The organism is Dawidia soli, assembly GCF_018598185.1.
In the GTDB taxonomy this organism is placed as follows: Bacteria; Bacteroidota; Bacteroidia; order Cytophagales; family Cyclobacteriaceae; genus Ohtaekwangia; species Ohtaekwangia soli.
The window spans coordinates 1-19,175 of the sequence record NZ_JAHESC010000065.1; the positions used below are offsets into that span (position 1 = coordinate 1).

Consider the following 19,175-nt stretch of genomic DNA (forward strand, 5'->3'; position numbering starts at 1 on the left):
TTCCTGTAACGATCGCCTTCCAGGCCGAAATCCGAGGTGGCCACGACCGAATCGACCGCCTGAACGCCTTCCAGACGTTTTGGCCGAATGCTGATAAAAACGACGGTGCCCGTTTGGGCGAACTTGTCAAAAAGTTCCTGGAATGCTGTTGCTGCCATATGCTGTAAAACGGATCAATAGGTCATGTTGTTAAAAAATTCCCGTGGCTTGCGGTTGTGGCGACCGACCTGAAAAAAATCCCGAAATACTCTGCATGCATAACAAGATTTTTCTACCTTCGCTACCTCGAGGTGTAATCGTATGCGGAAAGAAGAAACGGTAGATCACCATATAAAAACGGCATGGCACGCCATCGCCCGCATGTACAACCAGCAGGCGGGCAAATATGACCTTACCACGTCGATTGGTTTTGTTTTGTTAAACATTCATGCCGAAAACGGCACGCCGGCGACAAAAATCGCTCCGCTCATGGGGCTTGAGTCGCGCAGTCTGACGCGGATGTTGAAGGCCATGGAGGAAAAAAAACTCATCTACCGCGAACCGGATCCAGTCGATAAACGATCGGTCAGAATTTTTCTAACACCCCTGGGCAAAACAAAACGGGAGGTGTCGCGCCGTGTGGTGTTGCAATTCAACCAGGCGGTGCGCGAAGAAATTTCGGTGGAGAAACTGGAAGTGTTCTTCGAAGTATTGCAGAACATCAACCAAATAATCGACCGAAATAACATTTACGAAAAGGTAGAAAATTAACTTGGAGCCTGAACGCAGAAGCGTTCCATGCGTGATCAAAAAATAATTAACTGATGAAACGTTCTATTCGCAAAGTTGCTGTCCTCGGTTCTGGTGTGATGGGTTCGGCGATCGCCTGCCATTTTGCCAACATCGGGTGCCAGGTATTGCTGCTCGACATTGCCCCGAAGGAACTTACCGACGAGGAAAAAGCCAAAGGTTTGACGACCGATAGCAAAGCCGTTAAAAACAGGATCGTGCAAGGCTCATTCGACCGCTCGATCAAATCGAGTCCGGGCCCGATCTATAGCAAGAAATTTATCTCGCGTATCGCGCTTGGCAACTTTGACGACGACATGCCCCAGATCAAAGACATGGACTGGGTGATCGAAGTAGTGGTGGAAAATCTCGATATCAAAAAGAAAGTTTACGAGCAGGTGGAAAAATTCCGCAAGCCCGGAACGCTGGTGACTTCGAATACCTCGGGTATTCCTATCCACCTGATGGCCGAAGGAAGAAGCGACGACTTTAAAAAACATTTTGCCGGCACACACTTCTTCAACCCGCCGCGCTACCTCAAGCTGTTTGAAATTATCCCGACAAAAGATACTGACGCCGAAGTCGTAAAATTCCTGATGCACTATGGTGACCTGTATCTTGGAAAGACCACGGTACTGTGTAAAGACACGCCTGCCTTTATCGGCAACCGCGTTGGCGTGTGGGGTCTGCTGAAAGTGATCGACTCGATGCGCAAGTTCGACCTGAATGTTGACGAGGTCGATAAGCTCACCGGCCCGGTGATTGGCCGTCCGAAGTCGGCGACGTTCCGTACGTCGGACCTCGTCGGTCTCGACACGCTGATCAAAGTAGCCAACAACCTATACACCGCGTTGCCAAACGACGAAGGCCGCGAAATGTTTAAGCTGCCCGAGGTTGTTAACCAGCTCGAAAAAAATAAATGGCTCGGCGATAAGACAGGCCAGGGCTTTTACAAAAAATCAAAAAATGCCAAGGGAGAGACGGAGATCCTGACGCTCGACCTGAGTACACTCGAGTATAAACCGAAAGCAAAGGCAAAGTTTGCTACACTCGAAACGACGAAGACCATCGACAATCTGAAGGATCGGTTTAAAGTATTGCTGGCCGGAAAAGATAAAGCCGGCGATTTTTATCGCGATGCGTTCTTCGGTCTGTTCACATACGCCAGCAACCGCATTCCGGAAATTTCAGATGAGCTCTACAAAATCGACGATGCCATCTGCGCCGGTTTCGGGTGGGAGCTGGGACCGTTCGAAACGTGGGACGCCGTCGGCGTTGAAAAAAGTCTGCCCGCCATGGAGGCGATCGGCTATAAACCGGCTGCGTGGGTAAACGAAATGTTGGCTGCGGGACACAAATCTTTCTACCGTGTCGAAGGCGGCAAGCGCCAGTACTACGACATCGCGTCGAAATCGTACAAAAATATTCCGGGCAAAGAGGAATTTATCATTCTCGAAAACCTCAGCGACAACGTGGTTTGGAAAAACGCCGAGTCGAAAGTGACGGACCTGGGCGACGGTGTGATCAACTTTTCGTGGCATAGCAAAAGTTATACACTCGGCAGCTCGGTGATCGAAGGTCTTAACAAAGCGATCGACCTGGCGGAAAAAAATTATCGCGGTCTGGTGGTAGGTCACCAGGGTGCCGACTTTTCGCTGGGAGCAAACCTCGGTCTGGTGTTTATGTTTGCCATCGAGCAGGAGTACGACGAGATCGACTTTATGGTACGCCAGTTCCAAAATTCGGTCATGCGTCTCCGTTATTCGTCCGTGCCGGTAGTGGTCGCGCCGCAGGGCCGCACGCTCGGCGGCGGTTGCGAAATGACGCTGCACTCGGACCTTGCGCAAGCGGCGGCTGAAACCTATATCGGTCTGGTAGAAGTGGGCGTGGGCCTCATTCCCGGCGGCGGCGGAACGAAAGAACTTACCAAGCGTGTAAGCGATGCGTTGGAAGAAGGCGATGTGGAGTTGAACGCGTTGCAAAATGCCTTCATGAATATCGCCACAGCCAAAGTTGCTTTGTCGGCTGAAGAAGCACGCGAGATGGGCATTTTGCGGCAGAAGGATCGCATCTCCGTCAACAAAGACCGCCAGCTGCTCGACGCAAAAGCGGCGGTGATCGAACTGGCGGACGCCGGCTATACCATGCCAGTGCCGGCGAAAAATATTAAAGTACAAGGTCGTACGGGTATGGCGCTTTTTATGGCGGGTATCGAAGGGATGCGCATGGGCAACTACATCAGCGACCACGACAAAAAAATCGCCGGATGGATCGCCAACGTTATGTGCGGCGGTGACTTGTCGTATCCGCAGGAAGTAAGCGAGCAATACCTGCTCGATCTCGAGCGCGAAGCTTTTGTATCGCTGACCGGCGAAAAGAAAACGCTCGAAAGAATTCAATCGATCTTAACTGGCGGCAAGCCGCTGAGAAACTAAAACAGGGAAAATTATGAACGCATATATCGTAGCAGGTTTTAGAACCGGTGTCGGCAAAGCAAAAAAAGGAGGCTTCCGTTTTACACGTCCCGACGACCTGGCCGCGGATGTTATTAAGCACCTGGTAAAATCTGTACCGGGTCTGGAAAATAAAATGGTGGATGATCTTATCGTCGGCAACGCGGTGCCCGAAGCAGAGCAAGGCATGCAGATGGGCCGCATGATCTCGCTGCTCGCCCTCGGCATCGACAACCCGGGCATGGTAGTGAACCGCTATTGCGGCTCGGGCGTCGAGACGATCGCAATCGCGAGTCATCGCATTCAGGCCGGTCAGGCAGACATCATCATCGCGGGCGGTACGGAGTCTATGTCGCTGGTGCCGGTGATGGGTATTAAGACAGCCTTGAATTATACCATCGCGAAAGACCATCCGACCTATTATACCAGCATGGGCCTTACGGCCGAAGAGGTTTCGAAGCAATTCAAAATCTCGCGCGAAGAGCAGGATCAGTTCTCATACGAATCGCATATGAAGGCCGCCGCTGCATGGAAGGCCGGAAAATTCAAAGACGAAGTAGTGCCCATCACGGTAAAAGAAGTTTACATCGATGAGAACATGAAGAAAAAGACGCGTGAGTTCATCGTCGATAAAGACGAGGGGATCCGCCCCGACACGACGGTGGAAGGTCTCGCAAAACTAAAACCCGTGTTTGCCGCCGGTGGCACGGTTACAGCCGGGAACTCTTCACAGACTTCAGACGGTGCTGCCTTTGTGGTGGTGATGTCGGAACGTATGGTAAACCAGCTTAACCTGAAACCTATCGCGCGCATGGTAAGCTATGCGACGGCCGGTGTGGATCCGCGCATCATGGGCATTGGCCCGGTGGCGGCTATACCCAAGGCATTAAAAATTGCCGGACTGAAATTGGATGATATCGACCTGTTCGAACTGAACGAAGCGTTTGCGGCGCAGTCGCTGGCGGTGGTAAAAGAGCTCGGCATCGACCGGAGCAAGCTGAACGTAAACGGTGGTGCAATTGCTGTCGGTCACCCGCTGGGGTCGTCGGGCGCGCGTCTGTCGGTGCAGCTGTTTGGCGAGATGCGCCGTCAGAATAAAAAGTACGGCATGGTGACGGCCTGTGTGGGCGGTGGCCAGGGTGTTGCCGGCATTTATGAATTGTTGAACTAAGAAATTAAAAATACGATCGGGTTATGAGCACAGCATCAGCAACGAAACAGGCTATTAAGGGGGGTGAATTTTTGATCCGCGACACGGCAGCGGCCGAGATCTTCATTCCAGAGGAATTCAATGAAGAGCAGCGCATGATCATGCAGCAGTGCCGCGACTTCCTGTCGAAGGAAGTATGGCCGCGCCTGGATGAAATTGATTCCATGAAAGATCCGAAGCTCATGCCTTCGATCCTCGATAAGGCAGGCGAGCTGGGCCTGCTCGGCACTTCGGTGCCGCAAGAATTGGGCGGCTTTGGCATGGACTTCAATACCACCATGCTGGTGGCGGAAGTCATCGGCGCGGGTCACTCGGTAGCGGTAGCGCTTTCGGCTCACACGGGCATCGGCACGTTGCCCATTCTCTACTACGGCAACGACGACCAGAAGAAAAAATATATTCCCAAGCTGGCGACGGGCGAGTGGAAGGCTGCTTACTGTCTGACCGAACCCGACTCGGGGTCGGACGCCAACAGCGGTAAAACCAAGGCTGTGCTGAGCAGCGACGGCAAGCACTATATCATCAACGGCCAAAAGATGTGGATCACCAACGGTGGTTTTGCCGATGTGTATGTGGTCTTTGCCAAGATCGATAACGACAAAAACCTGACAGCCTTTATCGTAGAGAAATCGTTTGGTGGGATCACGATGAACGAAGAAGAAAAGAAGATGGGCATTAAAGGGTCGTCTACCCGTCAGATCTTCTTCAACGACTGTAAGGTGCCGGTGGAAAATATGCTGAGCGAGCGCGAGAACGGTTTTAAGATTGCGGTGAACATTCTCAACATCGGTCGTATCAAGCTGGGCATCGCCGCGCTCGGCGGAAGCAAGCATACTACTTCCATCGCTACACGGTATGCCAACGAGCGGAAACAATTCGGTACATCGATCTCATCTTTTGGCGCGATCAAACATAAGATCGCAGAGATGGCGACACGCATTTTTGCTTCGGAGTCGGCACACTATCGTGCCGGTCAAAATATCGACGATGCGTATCACGCTTTTGTAGCCGCCGGAACAGATTCATCAAAAGCGCGTCTCAAAGCGCTGGAAGAATTTGCCATTGAATGTGCCATTTTGAAAGTGCACGGTTCGGAAGTACTTGACTTTACTGTCGACGAGGGTGTACAGATCTATGGCGGCATGGGCTTCTCGGCAGAGGGCCCGATGGACCGGGCGTATCGCGATGCGCGGATCAACCGGATCTTTGAAGGTACCAATGAGATCAACCGGCTGTTGACGGTCGACATGCTGTTGAAGCGTGCCATGAAAGGTTCGCTGGATCTGATGACGCCGGCTATGGGTGTTCAGAAAGAGCTCCTTGCCATCCCGGATTTTGGTGCTGCCGAAGAGGAAGGTGTTTTTGTGAAAGAAAAGAAGGTACTGGCAAATCTGAAAAAGGCCGGCCTGATGGTGGCGGGTTCTGCGGTACAGAAGTTCATGATGAAACTCTCGGAACAACAAGAGATCCTGATGAACCTGGCAGATATGATGATCGAAGTATATGTGGCCGAGTCTACATTACTGCGCGTGGAAAAGATCATCGGTCAAAAAAGTGAAAAGGCGGCAGAGCTTCAAAAAGAAATGGCCCTGATCTATCTGCACCAGGCAGTGGCGAAAGCCGCGGCGGCCGGCCGCGAAGCAATCTCCGCATTTGCGGAAGGAGATGAACAACGCCTGTTGCTCATGGGTCTGAAGCGCTTCACAAAAATAGATGCCTACAATCTGAAGGACGCGCGCCGGAAGGTGGCGGACTATGTTATTGAAAAAGGAGAATATCCTTTCTAAGAATTCTCGTTCCTATAACCTAAACTGAAAAGGGCCGGAGCAATCTGGCCTTTTTTTATTGCCCGGCCGGATGCGCGCCGGGTGTTCATTTTTGCAGAGAGCACTGTTCATATTTTGATCACCCAGACCAACACAAAAAAGGAAAAAGTCCTTTTTTAAAAAGATTTCAGCGTTTTTGAAGATCGTTTACGCGGTGCACGATCTTTGATGTGGTCAGACCAAACCCGATTGCATATGAAAGCGATAACGATATCCATCCTGATCCTGGTGCTGATAGTATTTGCCATTCCCTTTTCTTTCGCCATCGTCGGACTCGTGCTGGGCGCAGTAGGCGGCGTGATCGGTTTTGTTTTCGGAATCATCGGCGCCGTGATCGGTGGCATGTTTGAACTTCTCGGCTGGATCATCAGCTTACCTTTTCAAGGCTTTCACGGGCACGTGCCCTTTGTCGGCTTTTGGTCCGACAATATCTTCACCGTGGCGGCCATCGTACTGATCGCCGTCATCCTGGTGAAGGCCCGCCGTTGATTATGCAACGGGGTGCCTGTTGTATAACACCGGGTTGAGAAAATATTTCGAATACACCGGGTTTCGTTTCACTTCCACCAGCGTCGGCTTTTGCTTGTTTGTGAAAACGACCTTGTATTGAAACTCAAATCCTTTTTCGGTGCGGATGTCCTTGCGTACGATATACCATTGTTTGTCATACGGGTTCAACACTTTTACCTGCAAGTGAAATAAGCCGGGTGAGCTTCGAACCCGCACAAAATTGCCGGTCTGCCGGGTGTAGAGCTTGCCGTTTATCGTTACCTGTATGCGCGCGCCTTTGTCCGTTTGAATAGCGATGCCAGAGTCATAGGCCATGGCATGTGCGGAGCCTATCAGCAGAAAGAACAACACAAAATATTTCATGGCTGGAATGTTTTACACCCATAGTAAAACAACCTCCGTGCCATCCTTTACAACATAAAAAAGAAAAAGGCTGCGGAAAACGCAACCTTTTTCAATTCGCTGATTTTTATTCGTGTCTTGCAACGGCGCCACAGGCGCCGCTACTCTCGGAAGTACCTGTCCTCTTCGAATTGCTCGTCGCCCTCAACCGGTTTTGTTACCGCACCCACCTCCAGAATCTTAAACTCCGTGCGGCGGTTCTTCTGACGGCCTTCGGGGTTGTCGGTACCGTCGGGGTTGGTGTTGCGTGCGATGGGTTTCGACTCGCCATATCCTTTCGCTTGCAGACGTTCGGCGGCGATGCCGTGCTGGATCATATAGGACACGGCAGATTCTGCACGACGTTGCGACAGTTGGCGGTTATAGGCTTCGTCATCGATGCTATCGGTGTGTGATCCCAGCTCGATCTTGATCTCCGGGTTGTCGAGGAGCAGCTGTACGAGCTTGTCGAGCTCCTTCGCCGCATCCGAACGGATGTTGGATTTGTTAAAATCGTAGTAGATGTTCTCGAGTACAAAGCTCTTGTCAAGCTCGATCTTCTCGAGCACGATCATGGTGTCGAGGGTAATGTTTGTCAGCAGTTCTTTGAGTGTGGAAGGATCGACCGACTTGCCGCGCGTGGTGTATCCTTGCCGTTTTACGAGGTAGCCGCTTGACTCACCCACCAGGTTGTAGTCTTCGTTTTCGTATACGCGGAAGAGGAACTTACCGTCGTTGCCGGTGACATAGTCCTGCATCACATCGCCCTTGCCGTCCAGCAGGTTCACTTTTGTGTTTGGCAGGATCTGCAGCTTGCCGTCTTTGCCCGGTGTATAAGTGATGCCCTGCAGATAGTAGTTCACGACGCGCAGGTCGGGATCTTCGTTGATGAAGGTGTAGATATCGTCATCGCCTTTTCCGCCATCGCGGTTCGAAGCAAAGAAACCACGGTCGGGTTTGAAGAGGAACATGGCGAAGTCGTCGCTGTTGGAGTTCATCGGCTGACCCAGGTTTTTGATCTGGGTTTTGCCGTTGGCGCGCTTTACGACAAAAAGGTCCAGGCCGCCGTAGCCAGGGTGTACGTCGGAGGCAAAATACAGTTTAGCGTCTTCGGCCACATAGGGGAACATCTCGTTGCCGGACGTGTTGATCTCGGGCCCGAGGTTCCGTACGCGGGTAAAGCGACCACGGCTGTCCATCTGTGCCGAGTAAAGATCGGTGCCACCGTAACCACCCTTACGGTTTGAGGCAAAGTAGAGCGTGCGACCGTCGGGGCTAAAGGCGGGGGTAGAGTCCCAGCTAAAGTTTTTCGCGTCTCCGTCTGACTCGTTTTTGAACTGCGTATTGATGTTGATGGGAATGGGCTCGGACCAGACGTCGTTCCGGAAGCGGGAGATATACAGATCGACGTCGGCACCACCACCTTTTTTCTTTTCGGAGTTGCCTTTGGCAAAGATCATGATCTTGCCGTCGGGCGAGAAGGTGACGCAGCCCTCGTTACGAACGTTGTCGTTGATGCCTTCCGGCAGGCGGGCGAGCGTGGACATCTCTACGTTGGCGCCCTTGGTGGTGACCTTGTACAGATCGGTGAAGGGTTTGCCTTCCGCTTCGTAGATCTTGCCATCGCCGCGGGACGAGGTGAAGTAGAGCTCGCTGTTGAGGTATACCGGCGAATATTCGCTGGCGGGTGTATTGATGGCCTCGAGGTTTTTTACTTTGTAGTAGCTGGGTGACTCCGCCAGCTTGGCCAGGTAGCCGATACCGTTGATCTCGGCAGAAGCGCGGTCCTTCAGCGGGGTGTTGCTGGTGGCGGCCACCAGTGATTCCAGTTGCTGACGGGCTTCGTCGTATTTACCGTTTGCCTTGAGGGCTTGCGCGTAGTAGAACTTAATGCTATCGGCGTCGAAGCCGCGGCCACCGGCCTTTGCATAGAACTGTTCAGCTTCCTTGGGCCGGTTTGACAGCCGGTACGACTCTGCTATAAAGAAATTTGCCTTGCCGCTATTGCCTGTTTTTTTAAACAGGTCAATCGCGTTTTGGTACTTGCCCAGCTTAAACGCTTTGATAGCCTTCTTCTCGGTGCTGCAGCTACTGAGTATAATAACGATAAACAGTAGGAGGGAGGTAGATCTCATAACATCTTAAGATATAATCTGTTTCGCTCTGTAAGGCTAAAGCTACGAAATATTCCGGCTTACGGAAGAACCGATTCTGCCGGTATATACCGCTTGAGCCAGGTGTCGCCAGCCGGGGCAACCCATGCTTCGTCCAACTTGCCTTTTGTGTCCACGAGGTTGTCAAACACAGGCGTAGTTCCGCTCCAGATCCCTTCGGCATACTTCTTTTTCAGGTCACCCATCGGCACCAGGGTTACACCCCCGGTTGTTTGGAACGCAATGTTGGTACGGTTAAAAAAATCCACACCCGCCGCCGCGCCGGCCTCTTTGACGGCGCGCACGGAGCTGTCGATCGAACAGCCGCTTGCGTGGTCGTTGGCTGCCAGTACGATGAAGTGGTCGTGCCGTATTTCAAACGACGTTTCCATCGGCTGGCCGTGCACACTCCATCCTTGGGTAAACGCTGTGAGTACCTCTGAAATTATGCCTTTTTCAGCGGAAGTGATTTTTCTTTCTGCCTGGTATATCCAGACGCGGGAGGTGGCCGGTAATTGGTGAAAGGGAATAAGCATAGTTTTACATTTTACGTTTCCCGCGGTGGCGGGAAGAACCTTATTGCAAACCTTGCGATTCAGCGATAAGTTCGGCTAAATCCTTCACTTTTACGTCGTTTTCACGCTCTTTGCCTTTTACGCCGTCACTCAGCATGGTCATGCAGAACGGACAGGCGACGGCAATCGTTGTGGCGCCGGTCGCCAGCGCTTCTTCGGTGCGTTCGATGTTGATGTCCTTATCGCCCTTCTCAGGCTCCTTGAACATTTGCGCACCGCCGGCGCCGCAGCACAGGCCCGTGGTTCGGCAGCGCTTCATTTCCACCAGGTCGGCGTCGAGGGCTTCCAGCACGCTGCGGGGAGCTTCGTAAATATTGTTGGCGCGGCCCAGGTAGCAGGAGTCGTGATAGGTGATCTTTTTGCCTTTGAACGAGCCCCCTTCTACCTTGATCTTTCCTTCCTGAATGAGCTGCTGCAGGAATGCCGAGTGGTGGATCACCTCGTAGTTGCCGCCGAGCTCGGGATATTCGTTTTTGATGGTGTTGAAACAGTGGGGGCAGGCGGTAACGATCTTTTTGATATTGTAGCCATTCAGCACCTGGATGTTGCTCATGGCCTGCATCTGAAAAAGAAATTCGTTGCCTGCACGCCGGGCGGGATCGCCCGTACAGGTCTCTTCGGGTCCCAAGACAGCGAAGTTGATATTGACCGCCTGCAGGATTTTTACAAAAGCCCGGGTTACACGTTTATAGCGGTCGTCGAAAGATCCGGCGCACCCTACCCAGAAAAGTACTTCGGGGCTTTCGCCTTTGGCGGCCATATCGGCCATGGTCACTACGTTCATTGTCGTCTGGTTGTTAAGTCGTACTTCGTTGCGTTAGTCCTGGGCCCATTTAAACCGGTCGCTGGGCGGAAATTTCCAGGGCGCGAAGCTGGTTTCAATATTTTGGAACATGGAGTTCCACGATGCTGGCGAGCCGGATTCTTCCATGGCCACATAGCGACGCAGCTCGAGGATGATCTCCAGCGGGTTGATCATGACCGGGCACGCTTCCACACAGGCGTTGCAGCTTGTGCAGGCGTTGATCTCTTCTTTGGTGATGTAATCGCCCAACAGGAATTTTCCATCTTCGGCGCCGGGGCCACCGCTCTCGAGGCTCTTGCCGATCTCTTCCATGCGGTCGCGGGTGTCCATCATAATCTTGCGCGGCGAAAGCTTTTTGCCGGTCAGGTTGGCCGGGCATTCTGCCGTGCAGCGGCCACACTCCGTGCAGGAGTAAGCGGCCATTAAGTTATTCCAGCTCAGGTCGCGTACGTCGCGGGCACCAAAACGACCCGGCTCCGCCGGGGGGGTGGCATTGGCATCGGCCAGCCCCAGCATCAGCTTCACTTCGTTTGTTACCACGGGCATGTTCTTCATGTGCCCTTTGGGTTCCAGGTTTGCAAAGTATGTGTTCGGGAAGGCAAGGAAAATGTGCAGGTGCTTGGAGTAGGTGACGTATACGGCAAATGCCAGAATGCCGATGATATGGAACCACCATGCGCCGCGTTCGATGACGGCCAGGGCTGTCTCGGACAGGGAGTCATACAGCGGCACAAAGAATGAGCTCAGAACAAGTTTGCCTGTGGGGGTATAATGATCGGCGCCGAGTTGCTGCAGCACCTGGTCGGCAGCATTCATATTCAGGATCGCCAGCATGAGCACGATCTCGGTGCACAAAATGATGTTAGCGTCCAGCCTGGGCCAGGCGGTTAGCTCGGCGGCATGAAAGCGTTTTATCTTCAACACATTGCGGCGGATCAGGAAAAAGACGCACGACAGCAGTACGGCCAGCGCCAGGAATTCAAAAATGTTCATCAATACCGTATAAAATCCGCCCAGGTAAGGGGCGAAGATGCGGTGGGTGCCGGCCACGCCATCGATGATAAATTCCAGCACTTCGAGGTTGATGACCACGAAGCCGACGTAAATGAAGAGATGGAGAAAGGCCGGAATAAATTTTTTGAACATTTTTTTCTGGCCAAAAGCAACGAGCACCATGTTGCTTAAACGCTCGCCGGGACGGTCGTTAATGACCCGGTCTTTTCCCTGCTTAATGTTGGCCCAGAGGCGTAAAACGCGTTTTCGGATAAAGTAGATCGCCACACCCAGGGTGATGACGAAAAGTGCTTGTTGAATCATATGCGATAATAAATCCTAATCCATTAATTTCAATAAATTCTCACAGGGTTTTGCACCAAATATAAATTTACATACTTTTGTGCCCCTGTCCGCCAGACGTGCGGTCAAAATTAGGTGATGTAGCTCAGTTGGTAGAGCAAAGGACTGAAAATCCTTGTGTCGGGGGTTCGACTCCCTCCATCACCACAGAAGGCCTCCGACGAGGCCTTTTTCTTTTTCCCTCCGGCCGGGTGCTGCTACCGGCCTAATTTTTAATATTTTAGCAAGCAATCCCCAGACCCATGGGTTTACACCTCTCTGATACCATCGTACGCCTGCTCTATTTGTACCTGGCCCAATGTATCCTGGGGGTGATCCTGTTCTTTATGTTCCGGCACTTCGGCATTCTCTATCGCCGCCGGTTCCTCTACACCTGGGCACTGAGTTGGAGCGCGTTTGCCGTCTATATGGCCTGTACCGGTGTCGTTACATTGTACCTGGCGTACAGTCAGTCTCCCATTCGCCTCATAACCAGTGTGGTAGGTCAGATGTCGTGTTTTCTGCAGGTGCTTTGGGTGCTGCGCGGCACGTATGAGCTGGTGACCGAAAGGGCTTTTAACCGCCGGCAATTTAAAGTGATCCTGCTGGCAGTCTTTTGCATCGCGGTGGCCTCGGTGATACTCTTCAGTCAGAATGTGCAGGATTCAAACCTGCGCCACCTGGCGCGCGTCGGTAGCCGCACGCTGGCCATGGGCTCGGGTTTCTTATTTACCGGCGTCGTGGTGCTACGCAACCGGAAATTCTCCCGCGGCCTCGGACAGCGGATGCTGGCGGGTTCCTTTATCGTCTTTAGTCTCTATCAGTTGTATTACTTTGCCGAAGTGGTTGTCAACGTAGCCGACCAGCGCATGGAGGTGCCCGGCTTTTTTGGCGTGGCCGATCTGTTGCTGATCGCCCTGATGGGCATGAGCATGGTGATCTGGCTGCTGGAAGATGAACGTGAAAAGCTCGGTCGTTCCAACAAGGAGCTCGACATGTTCTTATACAACACCTCACACGACCTGCGCGCGCCGATCGCCTCGATCCTGGGGCTGACGTATCTGGGCAAGCTGGAGTTCGAGGAGGAACGGGCGCGAATGTTTATGGACATGATCGAATCCCGGATCAAAAAATTAGACCTCGTCATCGGCGATATCCTCAGCCTTTCGCGCAGCAAGAAGACCGAGCCGCGCATGGAAGAGCTGCGTCTGAAAGACCTTGTGGACGAAACGATAACCGATATAAAATTTAACAAGGGTGCCTCCGCTATCGAGCTGGACTATAGCCCCAACGGCACCGACGTTTTTGTATCGGACTACAACCAGATCAAGATCGTGTTGAATAACCTGCTGGCCAACGCCGTAAAGTATCACAACCTCGATCAGCCCAAGCCCTATATCCGCATTTGCTTTACCCGCAACAGCGACCTGGTTGAGATTACCGTGGAGGACAACGGACAGGGTATTCCGGAAGAAAGCCTGCCGCGAATCTTTGAAATGTTCTATCGTGCCTCTGTCGATACCGAGGGCACGGGCCTTGGCTTATACATCGTGCGCGAGGCACTCAACAAAGTAAAGGGGACCATCGACGTCACCTCTGAGCTGGGAAAGGGCAGCGTTTTCCGGATACAGTTGGAGAACGCTTAAAAAATAAGACCGGCGTTTGGCCGGTCTCATCTGTTATTTGTAGTGCTTCAAGCGAACTACTTCGTCTTTTCGTAAGAATCGCCATTCGCCCCTGCCCAGATCTTTCTTATCCAAACCGGCATATACCGAGCGATCGAGCTTAACCACTTCATACTCCAGCGATTCAAAGATGCGTCGTACGACGCGGTTCCAGCCAATGTGCAGCTCGATGCCAATGGTCTTGCCGTCGTCCGAGACAATCGCCAGGTCGTCTACTACGGCACGGCCTTCTTCCAGGCGGATGCCGTCGAGGATCTTCTGGAAATCGCCTTTTGACAGCGGCTTGTCCAGTTCTACTTTATAGATCTTCTTGACGTTATACGACGGGTGCATCAGCTTCTCGGCCAGCTCGCCATCGTTGGTGAGCAGCAGCAAGCCCGTGGTGTTCCGGTCCAGGCGGCCGATGGGGTAGATGCGTTCTTTTATTGCACCACCGAGGATGTGCATAACGGTTTTACGCTCCTGCGGATCGTTGGTGGTCGTGATATACCCTTTCGGTTTGTTCAGCAGAACGTATACAGGTTTTTCGGCCCGCAGTACTTTTTCTTCGTGGCGCACTTCATCGCCCGGATTGACCTTGTAGCCCAGCTCGGTAACGACCTTGCCGTTGACGGAGATCAGGCCCATGGTAATGAGCTCATCGGCCTCGCGGCGCGAGCATACCCCGCTGTTGGCGATATACTTGTTCAAACGAACCTTGCCGGTTTGTGCCTCCGCCGGTTCGTCGTATGCATCTTCTGATTTACGGGTACGGCCGGTCGATAAGCTCTTCTTGCTTTCACGGCCTCTGTCATCGTCGCGACGGAGCGAGCTTACGCCGCGCTTACCGGCGGAAGATTTCTTGTCGAAGTCGTCTTCCTCTTTACCACGACGCGGTCGCTCAGCGCGTTCTGATCCCGAAGCTCCGGCGCGGGTGCTTCTTCTTTCCGAGAAGCTCTTGCCTTCGCGCTTGTCGCCAAAGGGTTTGTCTTCACGACGGCGGAAAGGTTTATCTCCCTCTTCCTCGCGACTGCGACGAGGCTTATCGGCGCCGCCGCGTGCAGGGCGTGCAGAAAAACCGGCGCGTGCGCCTGCTCTTCTTTCAGAAAAGCTTTCGTCGCCACGCTTGCGGAAGCCACCCGTAGATTCATCGTCAGTCTTTTTGCGGAAGGGTTTTTCTCCGTCCTTCTTAAATGACCTGGGGCGTGCGCCTTCAGAAGATCCTTCGCTGCGTTTTTTGAAACCACCGCGCGATTCGCCCGCACCGGCGTCCTTACGAAATGACCTGGCGCCGTCTTTCTTGAAAGACTTTGCGCGTCCGCCTTCTGAAAAACCTTCGCCTGAACGTTTACGGAAACCACCGCCAGATTCGCCTTCTGTGCGTGTTTTACGCGGCGGTTTGGCGTCGTCTTTTTTGAATGACTTTGCTGGGCCACTACCTCGTTTTGAAAACGAGGAAGTATCAAATTTGGGCTTTGCCCCTGTGGGGCCTTTGCGGCCACGTGACGGGCCGTCTTCCTTGTTATGCCTGGGCATCTGGTTCTTTTAAATCTTTGTTGTCTGCATCCATGTCAGGTCCGCTGTCCTGACCGTTTGTTGCTGTGGGCTCGGTTGCGGAAGCCTCGTCAGTATTTTCCGGCGTGACCGCTTCCGGCTCCTCCGTGGTGCTTGCTGTTGGTTCTTCTTTTGTTTCGGCATTCTCGCCGATGGTGCTTACGTCGCCGGTGAATTCTTTTGGCGCCGGCAACTCTGCCAGATCGTTGATGCCGAAGTACTCCATGAATTTTACCGTGGTGCCGTACAGCATGGGGCGGCCGATCGTGTCGGCCTTCCCGGTAATTTCGATCAGGTTACGGTCTAACAGTTTTTGTACGGCGTAGTCGCAGTTCACGCCGCGAATGTTTTCGATATCGGTCTTGGAGATAGGCTGTTTATAAGCGATGATCGAAAGTGTCTCCATGGCGGATGTCGAGAGACGTTTTTTCGACTGCTGTTTAAGCATGATACCGATGCTGGTCTGGTAGGCCGGCTTGGTCAGGAACTGATAACCGCCGGCGGCTTGAAAAAGCTGGAAAGAGAAATCGTCGTTCTCAAACTTTTCCTGCAGTCGGTAAATAGCACCTTCGATATCGTCATCGGGCACGTCGGCATTAAACATTTCAGAAAGACACGCCTTGATGTCGGCCAGTTTAATGGGCGTCGGCGAACAGAAGATCAACGCTTCTATATGGTTCTGAAGAAAATCCACGCTACTGTAAAGGGTAAAGTGATAAGGTCAGAAAATATATCTGAGACAAAAATCCCCTCGGTGAAGAGGGGATTTTCGTTAATCGTGTTGCATCATTTTTGCCTCGATCGACTGTGTCGTATGCGGCACCGCGATGAGTCGTTCTTTTGGTATTAGCTTGCCCGTGACGGAGCAGATACCATACGTTCCGTTCTTGATGCGCACCAACGCATTCTCGAGGTTGGTGATATACTTTTGCTGACGGGCGGCCAGCTGGCTGAGGTTTTCCTTTTCGGCGGTTTCGGCACCGTCTTCCAGTACCTTGGTGTTACCACCGGAAGTAGCATCTGTACCTTCGTCGTTGTTACGGTTCAGGGTATCTTTCAGGATCTTATACTCATCGCGTGCTTTGTCGAGCTTGCGATTGATCAGCGACTCAAATTCTTTCAGCTCTTCTTCGGAGTAACGGGTACGCTCGTCGGCGGCAGAAGGAGCCTTTGCTGCTTTATGAGCAATCGGTCTTTGATTCGGCACGGGGAAAATATTTAATTGTGGAGGTGCCGGCTTCGGCGCGGCCACCGGAACAGTTTTAATTGGCGGCGCGAGTTGGGTAGCCATGCGCTCGACTTTTTTCGGCGCGGCCTTTTCCACTTTTTCGGCTGCTACTACTTTCTCTACTTTTTCTACTTTCTCAACCTTCTCGGCTTTTTTCGGCGCTGTAACGGCGACCGGCTTTTTCGGAGCCTCTTTCCTGGGAGCCTCTTTTTTCGCGACGGCTTTCTTGGGCGCAGCTTTTTTGGCAGGAGCTTTTGCTACAACTTTCTTCGCGGGTGCTTTCTTGGCAGCCGACTTCGTGGCAGGAGCAGCCTTCTTTGCTTTTGCTACAGGTTTCGCTTTTGCAGCTTTCTTGGCCGGCTTAGCGCTTGACTTCTTACTTTTAGCCATAAGGGGTTGTATCCTAACTTTTAGTAAAGATTCGCAAAATTAGGTGGTCAACCCTGAAAACAAAAATATTACACCATTTATTGCCATATCCCAACTACAATACCATGTAATTCTCTTTCTTTTTACTTAAAATCGAGCCATGCGTGCACGTGTTTCCTTTTTCCTGCTGTTAACCTGCGCAGCGTGTAATCGTCCAGCTTCGCCGTCATCATCCCACGACACCATTGGGCCTGTGACGCTCGTCATCCACGGCGGTGCGGGCACCATCAAACGCGAGAATATGACACCCGAACGCGAGGCCGCTTACCGTGCCGGATTGAACCAGGCACTCGACAGTGGCTACGCCGTGCTCGCGCAGGGAGGCAAAAGTCTCGACGCGGTGATCGCTGCCATCAAAGTAATGGAAGACAATCCGCTGTTCAACGCCGGCAAGGGCGCCGTCTTTACAAACGAGGGAAAGAACGAACTCGACGCTTCCATCATGGATGGCAGCAATCTCATGGCCGGCGCGGTGGCCGGTGTTACGACTATAAAAAATCCGATCACGGCAGCGCATGCTGTCATGACAAAATCGGACCACGTCATGCTGATCGGTGCCGGCGCGGAAAAATTTGCCGCCGAACAGGGTCTCGAAATTGTCGACCCTGCATACTTCTTCGACTCGCTGCGCTACAAGCAATGGCAGCGAGTACAGCAAAAAGAAGCGGGCAAAGAAGCCGCTTTAATCGATCCCTATAGCAGGGACAGAAAGTTTGGAACCGTAGGGGCTGTTGCCCTCGACCGCTACGGAAATATTGCCGCCGGTACCTCCACGGGTGGCATGACGAACAAAAAATATGGACGGGTCGGCGATGCGCCGATCATCGGGGCGGGCACTTATGCCGACAATGCCACGTGTGGAGTTTCTGCCACGGGCTGGGGCGAGTATTTTATACGTCTGGCCGTAGCACACGATATCAATGCGTTGATGCGCTACGCCGGCCTTCCGCTGCAGCAAGCGGCAGACAGCGTGGTCATGAAAAAAGTACCGCGGCTGGGCGGCGACGGTGGTATCATTGCGCTGGACAGGCATGGTAATATTTCCATGACATTCAACACAACAGGTATGTACCGGGGCTACATCACCAAAAAGGGAGAAGGCAAAACGTTCATTTACCAGGATGAGAAGTAACGCCGGCCGTACGCTGTTCCAATACACTTTCAGGATATTGAAGGCATGAGCTATATCACCGCGATTGGTACCGCCAATCCCCCGCACCGTTTTGATCAATCGGCCATCGCCGATTTTATGGTGAAGGCTATGAAGCTCGACGCCGGTGAAAGCCGTAAGCTGCGGACGATCTTTAAAGCCGCCGGTATCCACACCCGCTATTCGGTACTCGAAGATTACGGCAAAACCGGAGACTTTACTTTTTTTTCTAATACACCCAACGGCGAACCCTTTCCCGATACGGCAAAACGCATGGCACTCTTCCGCCAGCAGGCCCTGCCGTTAAGCCTGGCGGCCGTTGCCGATCTCAAAACAAATAACCCTTCAGTCGATCTGACGCGTGTGACACACCTGGTGCTGGTCAGCTGTACCGGCATGTATGCACCCGGGTTAGACATCGAACTGGTGCATGCGCTTGGGTTGTCCACGAGTGTACAGCGAACCAGCATCAACTTTATGGGTTGCTACGCAGCGTTCAACGCTCTGAAAGCAGCCGATGCTTTTTGCGCCGCCAACCCGGATGCCTGTGTATTGGTGGTCTGCACCGAGCTGTGCAGCATCCACTTCCAGCAGCATCCGTCGGACGACAACATTCTGGCCAATGCCCTTTTTGCCGACGGCTCCGCCGCGGTGTTCGTACAGGCAAAACCCGCCGGAGTAAAAAACCTGCTTTGTGAAGCGTTTCACAACGATTTTTCTATTGCGGGTCAACACGACATGGCCTGGCAGATCGGAAACCATGGTTTTGAAATGATGCTTTCGTCTTATGTGCCCGACGTGATCGGCCGCGGCATTGGCGATCTCACCGCGCGACTGCTAAAGAAGATCGCGATCGAGATCCCCGATATCAGCTACTTCGCGATCCACCCGGGTGGCCGGAAGATCCTGGAGGCGATCGAAGCCAAGCTGGGACTGACGCGCGAACAAAATGCCGCTGCCTATCAGGTTTTGGCGGATTTTGGAAATATGTCGTCCGTTACCGTGGTCTTTGTGCTGCAAGAGATCTTTAGAAAAACCGCGAAGGAAGACGATGGAAAGCACATTCTGAGCTTTGCATTCGGTCCTGGTCTTACCCTGGAAAGCATGCTGCTGCGCATTCAAACCACCTGAATT

At 52.7% G+C, this 19,175-nt stretch carries 16 protein-coding genes and 1 tRNA gene; 9 read left to right on the forward strand and 8 right to left on the reverse strand.

What is annotated here, in order from left to right:
- Window positions 1-300 precede the first annotated feature (300 nt).
- The 5 genes from KK078_RS27785 (at window position 301) to KK078_RS27805 (ending at window position 6,746) form a co-directional block, all read left to right on the forward strand.
- Entirely contained in the window at window positions 301-750 is a 450-nt protein-coding gene (locus tag KK078_RS27785) for a MarR family winged helix-turn-helix transcriptional regulator (RefSeq protein ID WP_254093672.1), read from the forward strand.
- 53 nt (window positions 751-803) lie between these two features.
- On the forward strand, window positions 804-3,203 hold the full coding sequence (locus KK078_RS27790; RefSeq protein WP_254093674.1) for a 3-hydroxyacyl-CoA dehydrogenase/enoyl-CoA hydratase family protein: 2,400 nt from the start codon (window positions 804-806) through the stop codon (window positions 3,201-3,203).
- A gap of 13 nt (window positions 3,204-3,216) precedes the next feature.
- Window positions 3,217-4,392 (forward strand): acetyl-CoA C-acyltransferase, encoded by a 1,176-nt coding sequence (locus KK078_RS27795; RefSeq protein ID WP_254093676.1) that lies wholly within the window; start codon window positions 3,217-3,219, stop codon window positions 4,390-4,392.
- A 23-nt stretch (window positions 4,393-4,415) separates the two neighbouring features.
- Window positions 4,416-6,218 carry an acyl-CoA dehydrogenase family protein gene (locus KK078_RS27800; protein WP_254093686.1) on the forward strand — a complete coding sequence of 601 codons (1,803 nt, stop codon included), beginning with the start codon at window positions 4,416-4,418 and terminating at the stop codon, window positions 6,216-6,218.
- Between the two features lie 234 nt (window positions 6,219-6,452).
- Window positions 6,453-6,746: a hypothetical protein gene (locus KK078_RS27805; protein ID WP_254093688.1), complete on the forward strand. Its 294-nt coding sequence runs from the start codon at window positions 6,453-6,455 to the stop codon at window positions 6,744-6,746.
- On the opposite strand, the gene KK078_RS27810 is transcribed toward KK078_RS27805, so the two are convergent.
- From KK078_RS27810 to KK078_RS27830, 5 genes are all read right to left on the reverse strand, one after another.
- Entirely contained in the window at window positions 6,747-7,130 is a 384-nt protein-coding gene (locus KK078_RS27810; RefSeq protein WP_254093690.1) for a hypothetical protein, read from the reverse strand.
- A gap of 140 nt (window positions 7,131-7,270) precedes the next feature.
- Complete coding sequence (locus tag KK078_RS27815; RefSeq protein WP_254093692.1) at window positions 7,271-9,283, reverse strand: OmpA family protein; 2,013 nt, start codon at window positions 9,281-9,283, stop codon at window positions 7,271-7,273.
- A 59-nt stretch (window positions 9,284-9,342) separates the two neighbouring features.
- Window positions 9,343-9,837 carry a hypothetical protein gene (locus KK078_RS27820; protein WP_254093694.1) on the reverse strand — a complete coding sequence of 165 codons (495 nt, stop codon included), beginning with the start codon at window positions 9,835-9,837 and terminating at the stop codon, window positions 9,343-9,345.
- A gap of 40 nt (window positions 9,838-9,877) precedes the next feature.
- The gene (locus tag KK078_RS27825; protein ID WP_254093696.1) at window positions 9,878-10,660 is read right to left on the reverse strand and encodes a (Fe-S)-binding protein; all 783 of its coding nucleotides are present in this window, start codon (window positions 10,658-10,660) and stop codon (window positions 9,878-9,880) included.
- Between the two features lie 33 nt (window positions 10,661-10,693).
- Window positions 10,694-11,998 carry a (Fe-S)-binding protein gene (locus KK078_RS27830; RefSeq protein ID WP_254093698.1) on the reverse strand — a complete coding sequence of 435 codons (1,305 nt, stop codon included), beginning with the start codon at window positions 11,996-11,998 and terminating at the stop codon, window positions 10,694-10,696.
- Window positions 11,999-12,111: 113 nt separating this feature from the next.
- Here KK078_RS27830 and KK078_RS27835 point away from each other — a divergent pair.
- Window positions 12,112-12,184, forward strand: a tRNA-Phe gene (locus KK078_RS27835).
- 95 nt (window positions 12,185-12,279) lie between these two features.
- Window positions 12,280-13,662 carry a sensor histidine kinase gene (locus KK078_RS27840; RefSeq protein WP_254093700.1) on the forward strand — a complete coding sequence of 461 codons (1,383 nt, stop codon included), beginning with the start codon at window positions 12,280-12,282 and terminating at the stop codon, window positions 13,660-13,662.
- 33 nt (window positions 13,663-13,695) lie between these two features.
- Here the strand turns inward: KK078_RS27840 and KK078_RS27845 are convergent, their stop codons facing one another.
- The 3 genes from KK078_RS27845 to KK078_RS27855 all read right to left on the reverse strand — a co-directional run bounded on the left by KK078_RS27845 (window position 13,696) and on the right by KK078_RS27855 (window position 16,423).
- Complete coding sequence (locus KK078_RS27845) at window positions 13,696-15,216, reverse strand: pseudouridine synthase (RefSeq protein ID WP_254093702.1); 1,521 nt, start codon at window positions 15,214-15,216, stop codon at window positions 13,696-13,698.
- A complete protein-coding gene (gene scpB / locus KK078_RS27850; RefSeq protein ID WP_254093704.1) occupies window positions 15,203-15,928 on the reverse strand; it encodes an SMC-Scp complex subunit ScpB in 726 nt (241 codons plus the stop codon). The genes KK078_RS27845 and scpB overlap by 14 nt, the downstream gene beginning before the upstream one ends.
- Before the next feature lie 78 nt (window positions 15,929-16,006).
- Window positions 16,007-16,423, reverse strand: coding sequence for a TraR/DksA family transcriptional regulator (locus tag KK078_RS27855; RefSeq protein ID WP_254093748.1), 417 nt, complete (start codon window positions 16,421-16,423; stop codon window positions 16,007-16,009).
- Between the two features lie 661 nt (window positions 16,424-17,084).
- Here KK078_RS27855 and KK078_RS27860 point away from each other — a divergent pair.
- Both KK078_RS27860 and KK078_RS27865 read left to right on the forward strand, forming a co-directional pair.
- A complete protein-coding gene (locus KK078_RS27860) occupies window positions 17,085-18,023 on the forward strand; it encodes an isoaspartyl peptidase/L-asparaginase family protein (protein ID WP_317196003.1) in 939 nt (312 codons plus the stop codon).
- Between the two features lie 45 nt (window positions 18,024-18,068).
- Window positions 18,069-19,172 (forward strand): type III polyketide synthase, encoded by a 1,104-nt coding sequence (locus tag KK078_RS27865; RefSeq protein WP_254093708.1) that lies wholly within the window; start codon window positions 18,069-18,071, stop codon window positions 19,170-19,172.
- Window positions 19,173-19,175: the final 3 nt, after the last annotated feature.

What these genes read in the sequence shown, in the direction of transcription:
- KK078_RS27845 (WP_254093702.1), bottom strand. Translation starts at nt 15,216, where the DNA reads ATGCCCAGGCATAACAAGGAAGACGGCCCGTCACGTGGCCGCAAAGGC.
- KK078_RS27805 (WP_254093688.1), top strand. Translation starts at nt 6,453, where the DNA reads ATGAAAGCGATAACGATATCCATCCTGATCCTGGTGCTGATAGTATTT.
- KK078_RS27800 (WP_254093686.1), top strand. Translation starts at nt 4,416, where the DNA reads ATGAGCACAGCATCAGCAACGAAACAGGCTATTAAGGGGGGTGAATTT.
- KK078_RS27810 (WP_254093690.1), bottom strand. Translation starts at nt 7,130, where the DNA reads ATGAAATATTTTGTGTTGTTCTTTCTGCTGATAGGCTCCGCACATGCC.
- KK078_RS27820 (WP_254093694.1), bottom strand. Translation starts at nt 9,837, where the DNA reads ATGCTTATTCCCTTTCACCAATTACCGGCCACCTCCCGCGTCTGGATA.
- KK078_RS27830 (WP_254093698.1), bottom strand. Translation starts at nt 11,998, where the DNA reads ATGATTCAACAAGCACTTTTCGTCATCACCCTGGGTGTGGCGATCTAC.
- KK078_RS27865 (WP_254093708.1), top strand. Translation starts at nt 18,069, where the DNA reads ATGAGCTATATCACCGCGATTGGTACCGCCAATCCCCCGCACCGTTTT.
- KK078_RS27825 (WP_254093696.1), bottom strand. Translation starts at nt 10,660, where the DNA reads ATGAACGTAGTGACCATGGCCGATATGGCCGCCAAAGGCGAAAGCCCC.
- KK078_RS27840 (WP_254093700.1), top strand. Translation starts at nt 12,280, where the DNA reads ATGGGTTTACACCTCTCTGATACCATCGTACGCCTGCTCTATTTGTAC.
- KK078_RS27790 (WP_254093674.1), top strand. Translation starts at nt 804, where the DNA reads ATGAAACGTTCTATTCGCAAAGTTGCTGTCCTCGGTTCTGGTGTGATG.
- KK078_RS27785 (WP_254093672.1), top strand. Translation starts at nt 301, where the DNA reads ATGCGGAAAGAAGAAACGGTAGATCACCATATAAAAACGGCATGGCAC.
- KK078_RS27795 (WP_254093676.1), top strand. Translation starts at nt 3,217, where the DNA reads ATGAACGCATATATCGTAGCAGGTTTTAGAACCGGTGTCGGCAAAGCA.
- KK078_RS27815 (WP_254093692.1), bottom strand. Translation starts at nt 9,283, where the DNA reads ATGAGATCTACCTCCCTCCTACTGTTTATCGTTATTATACTCAGTAGC.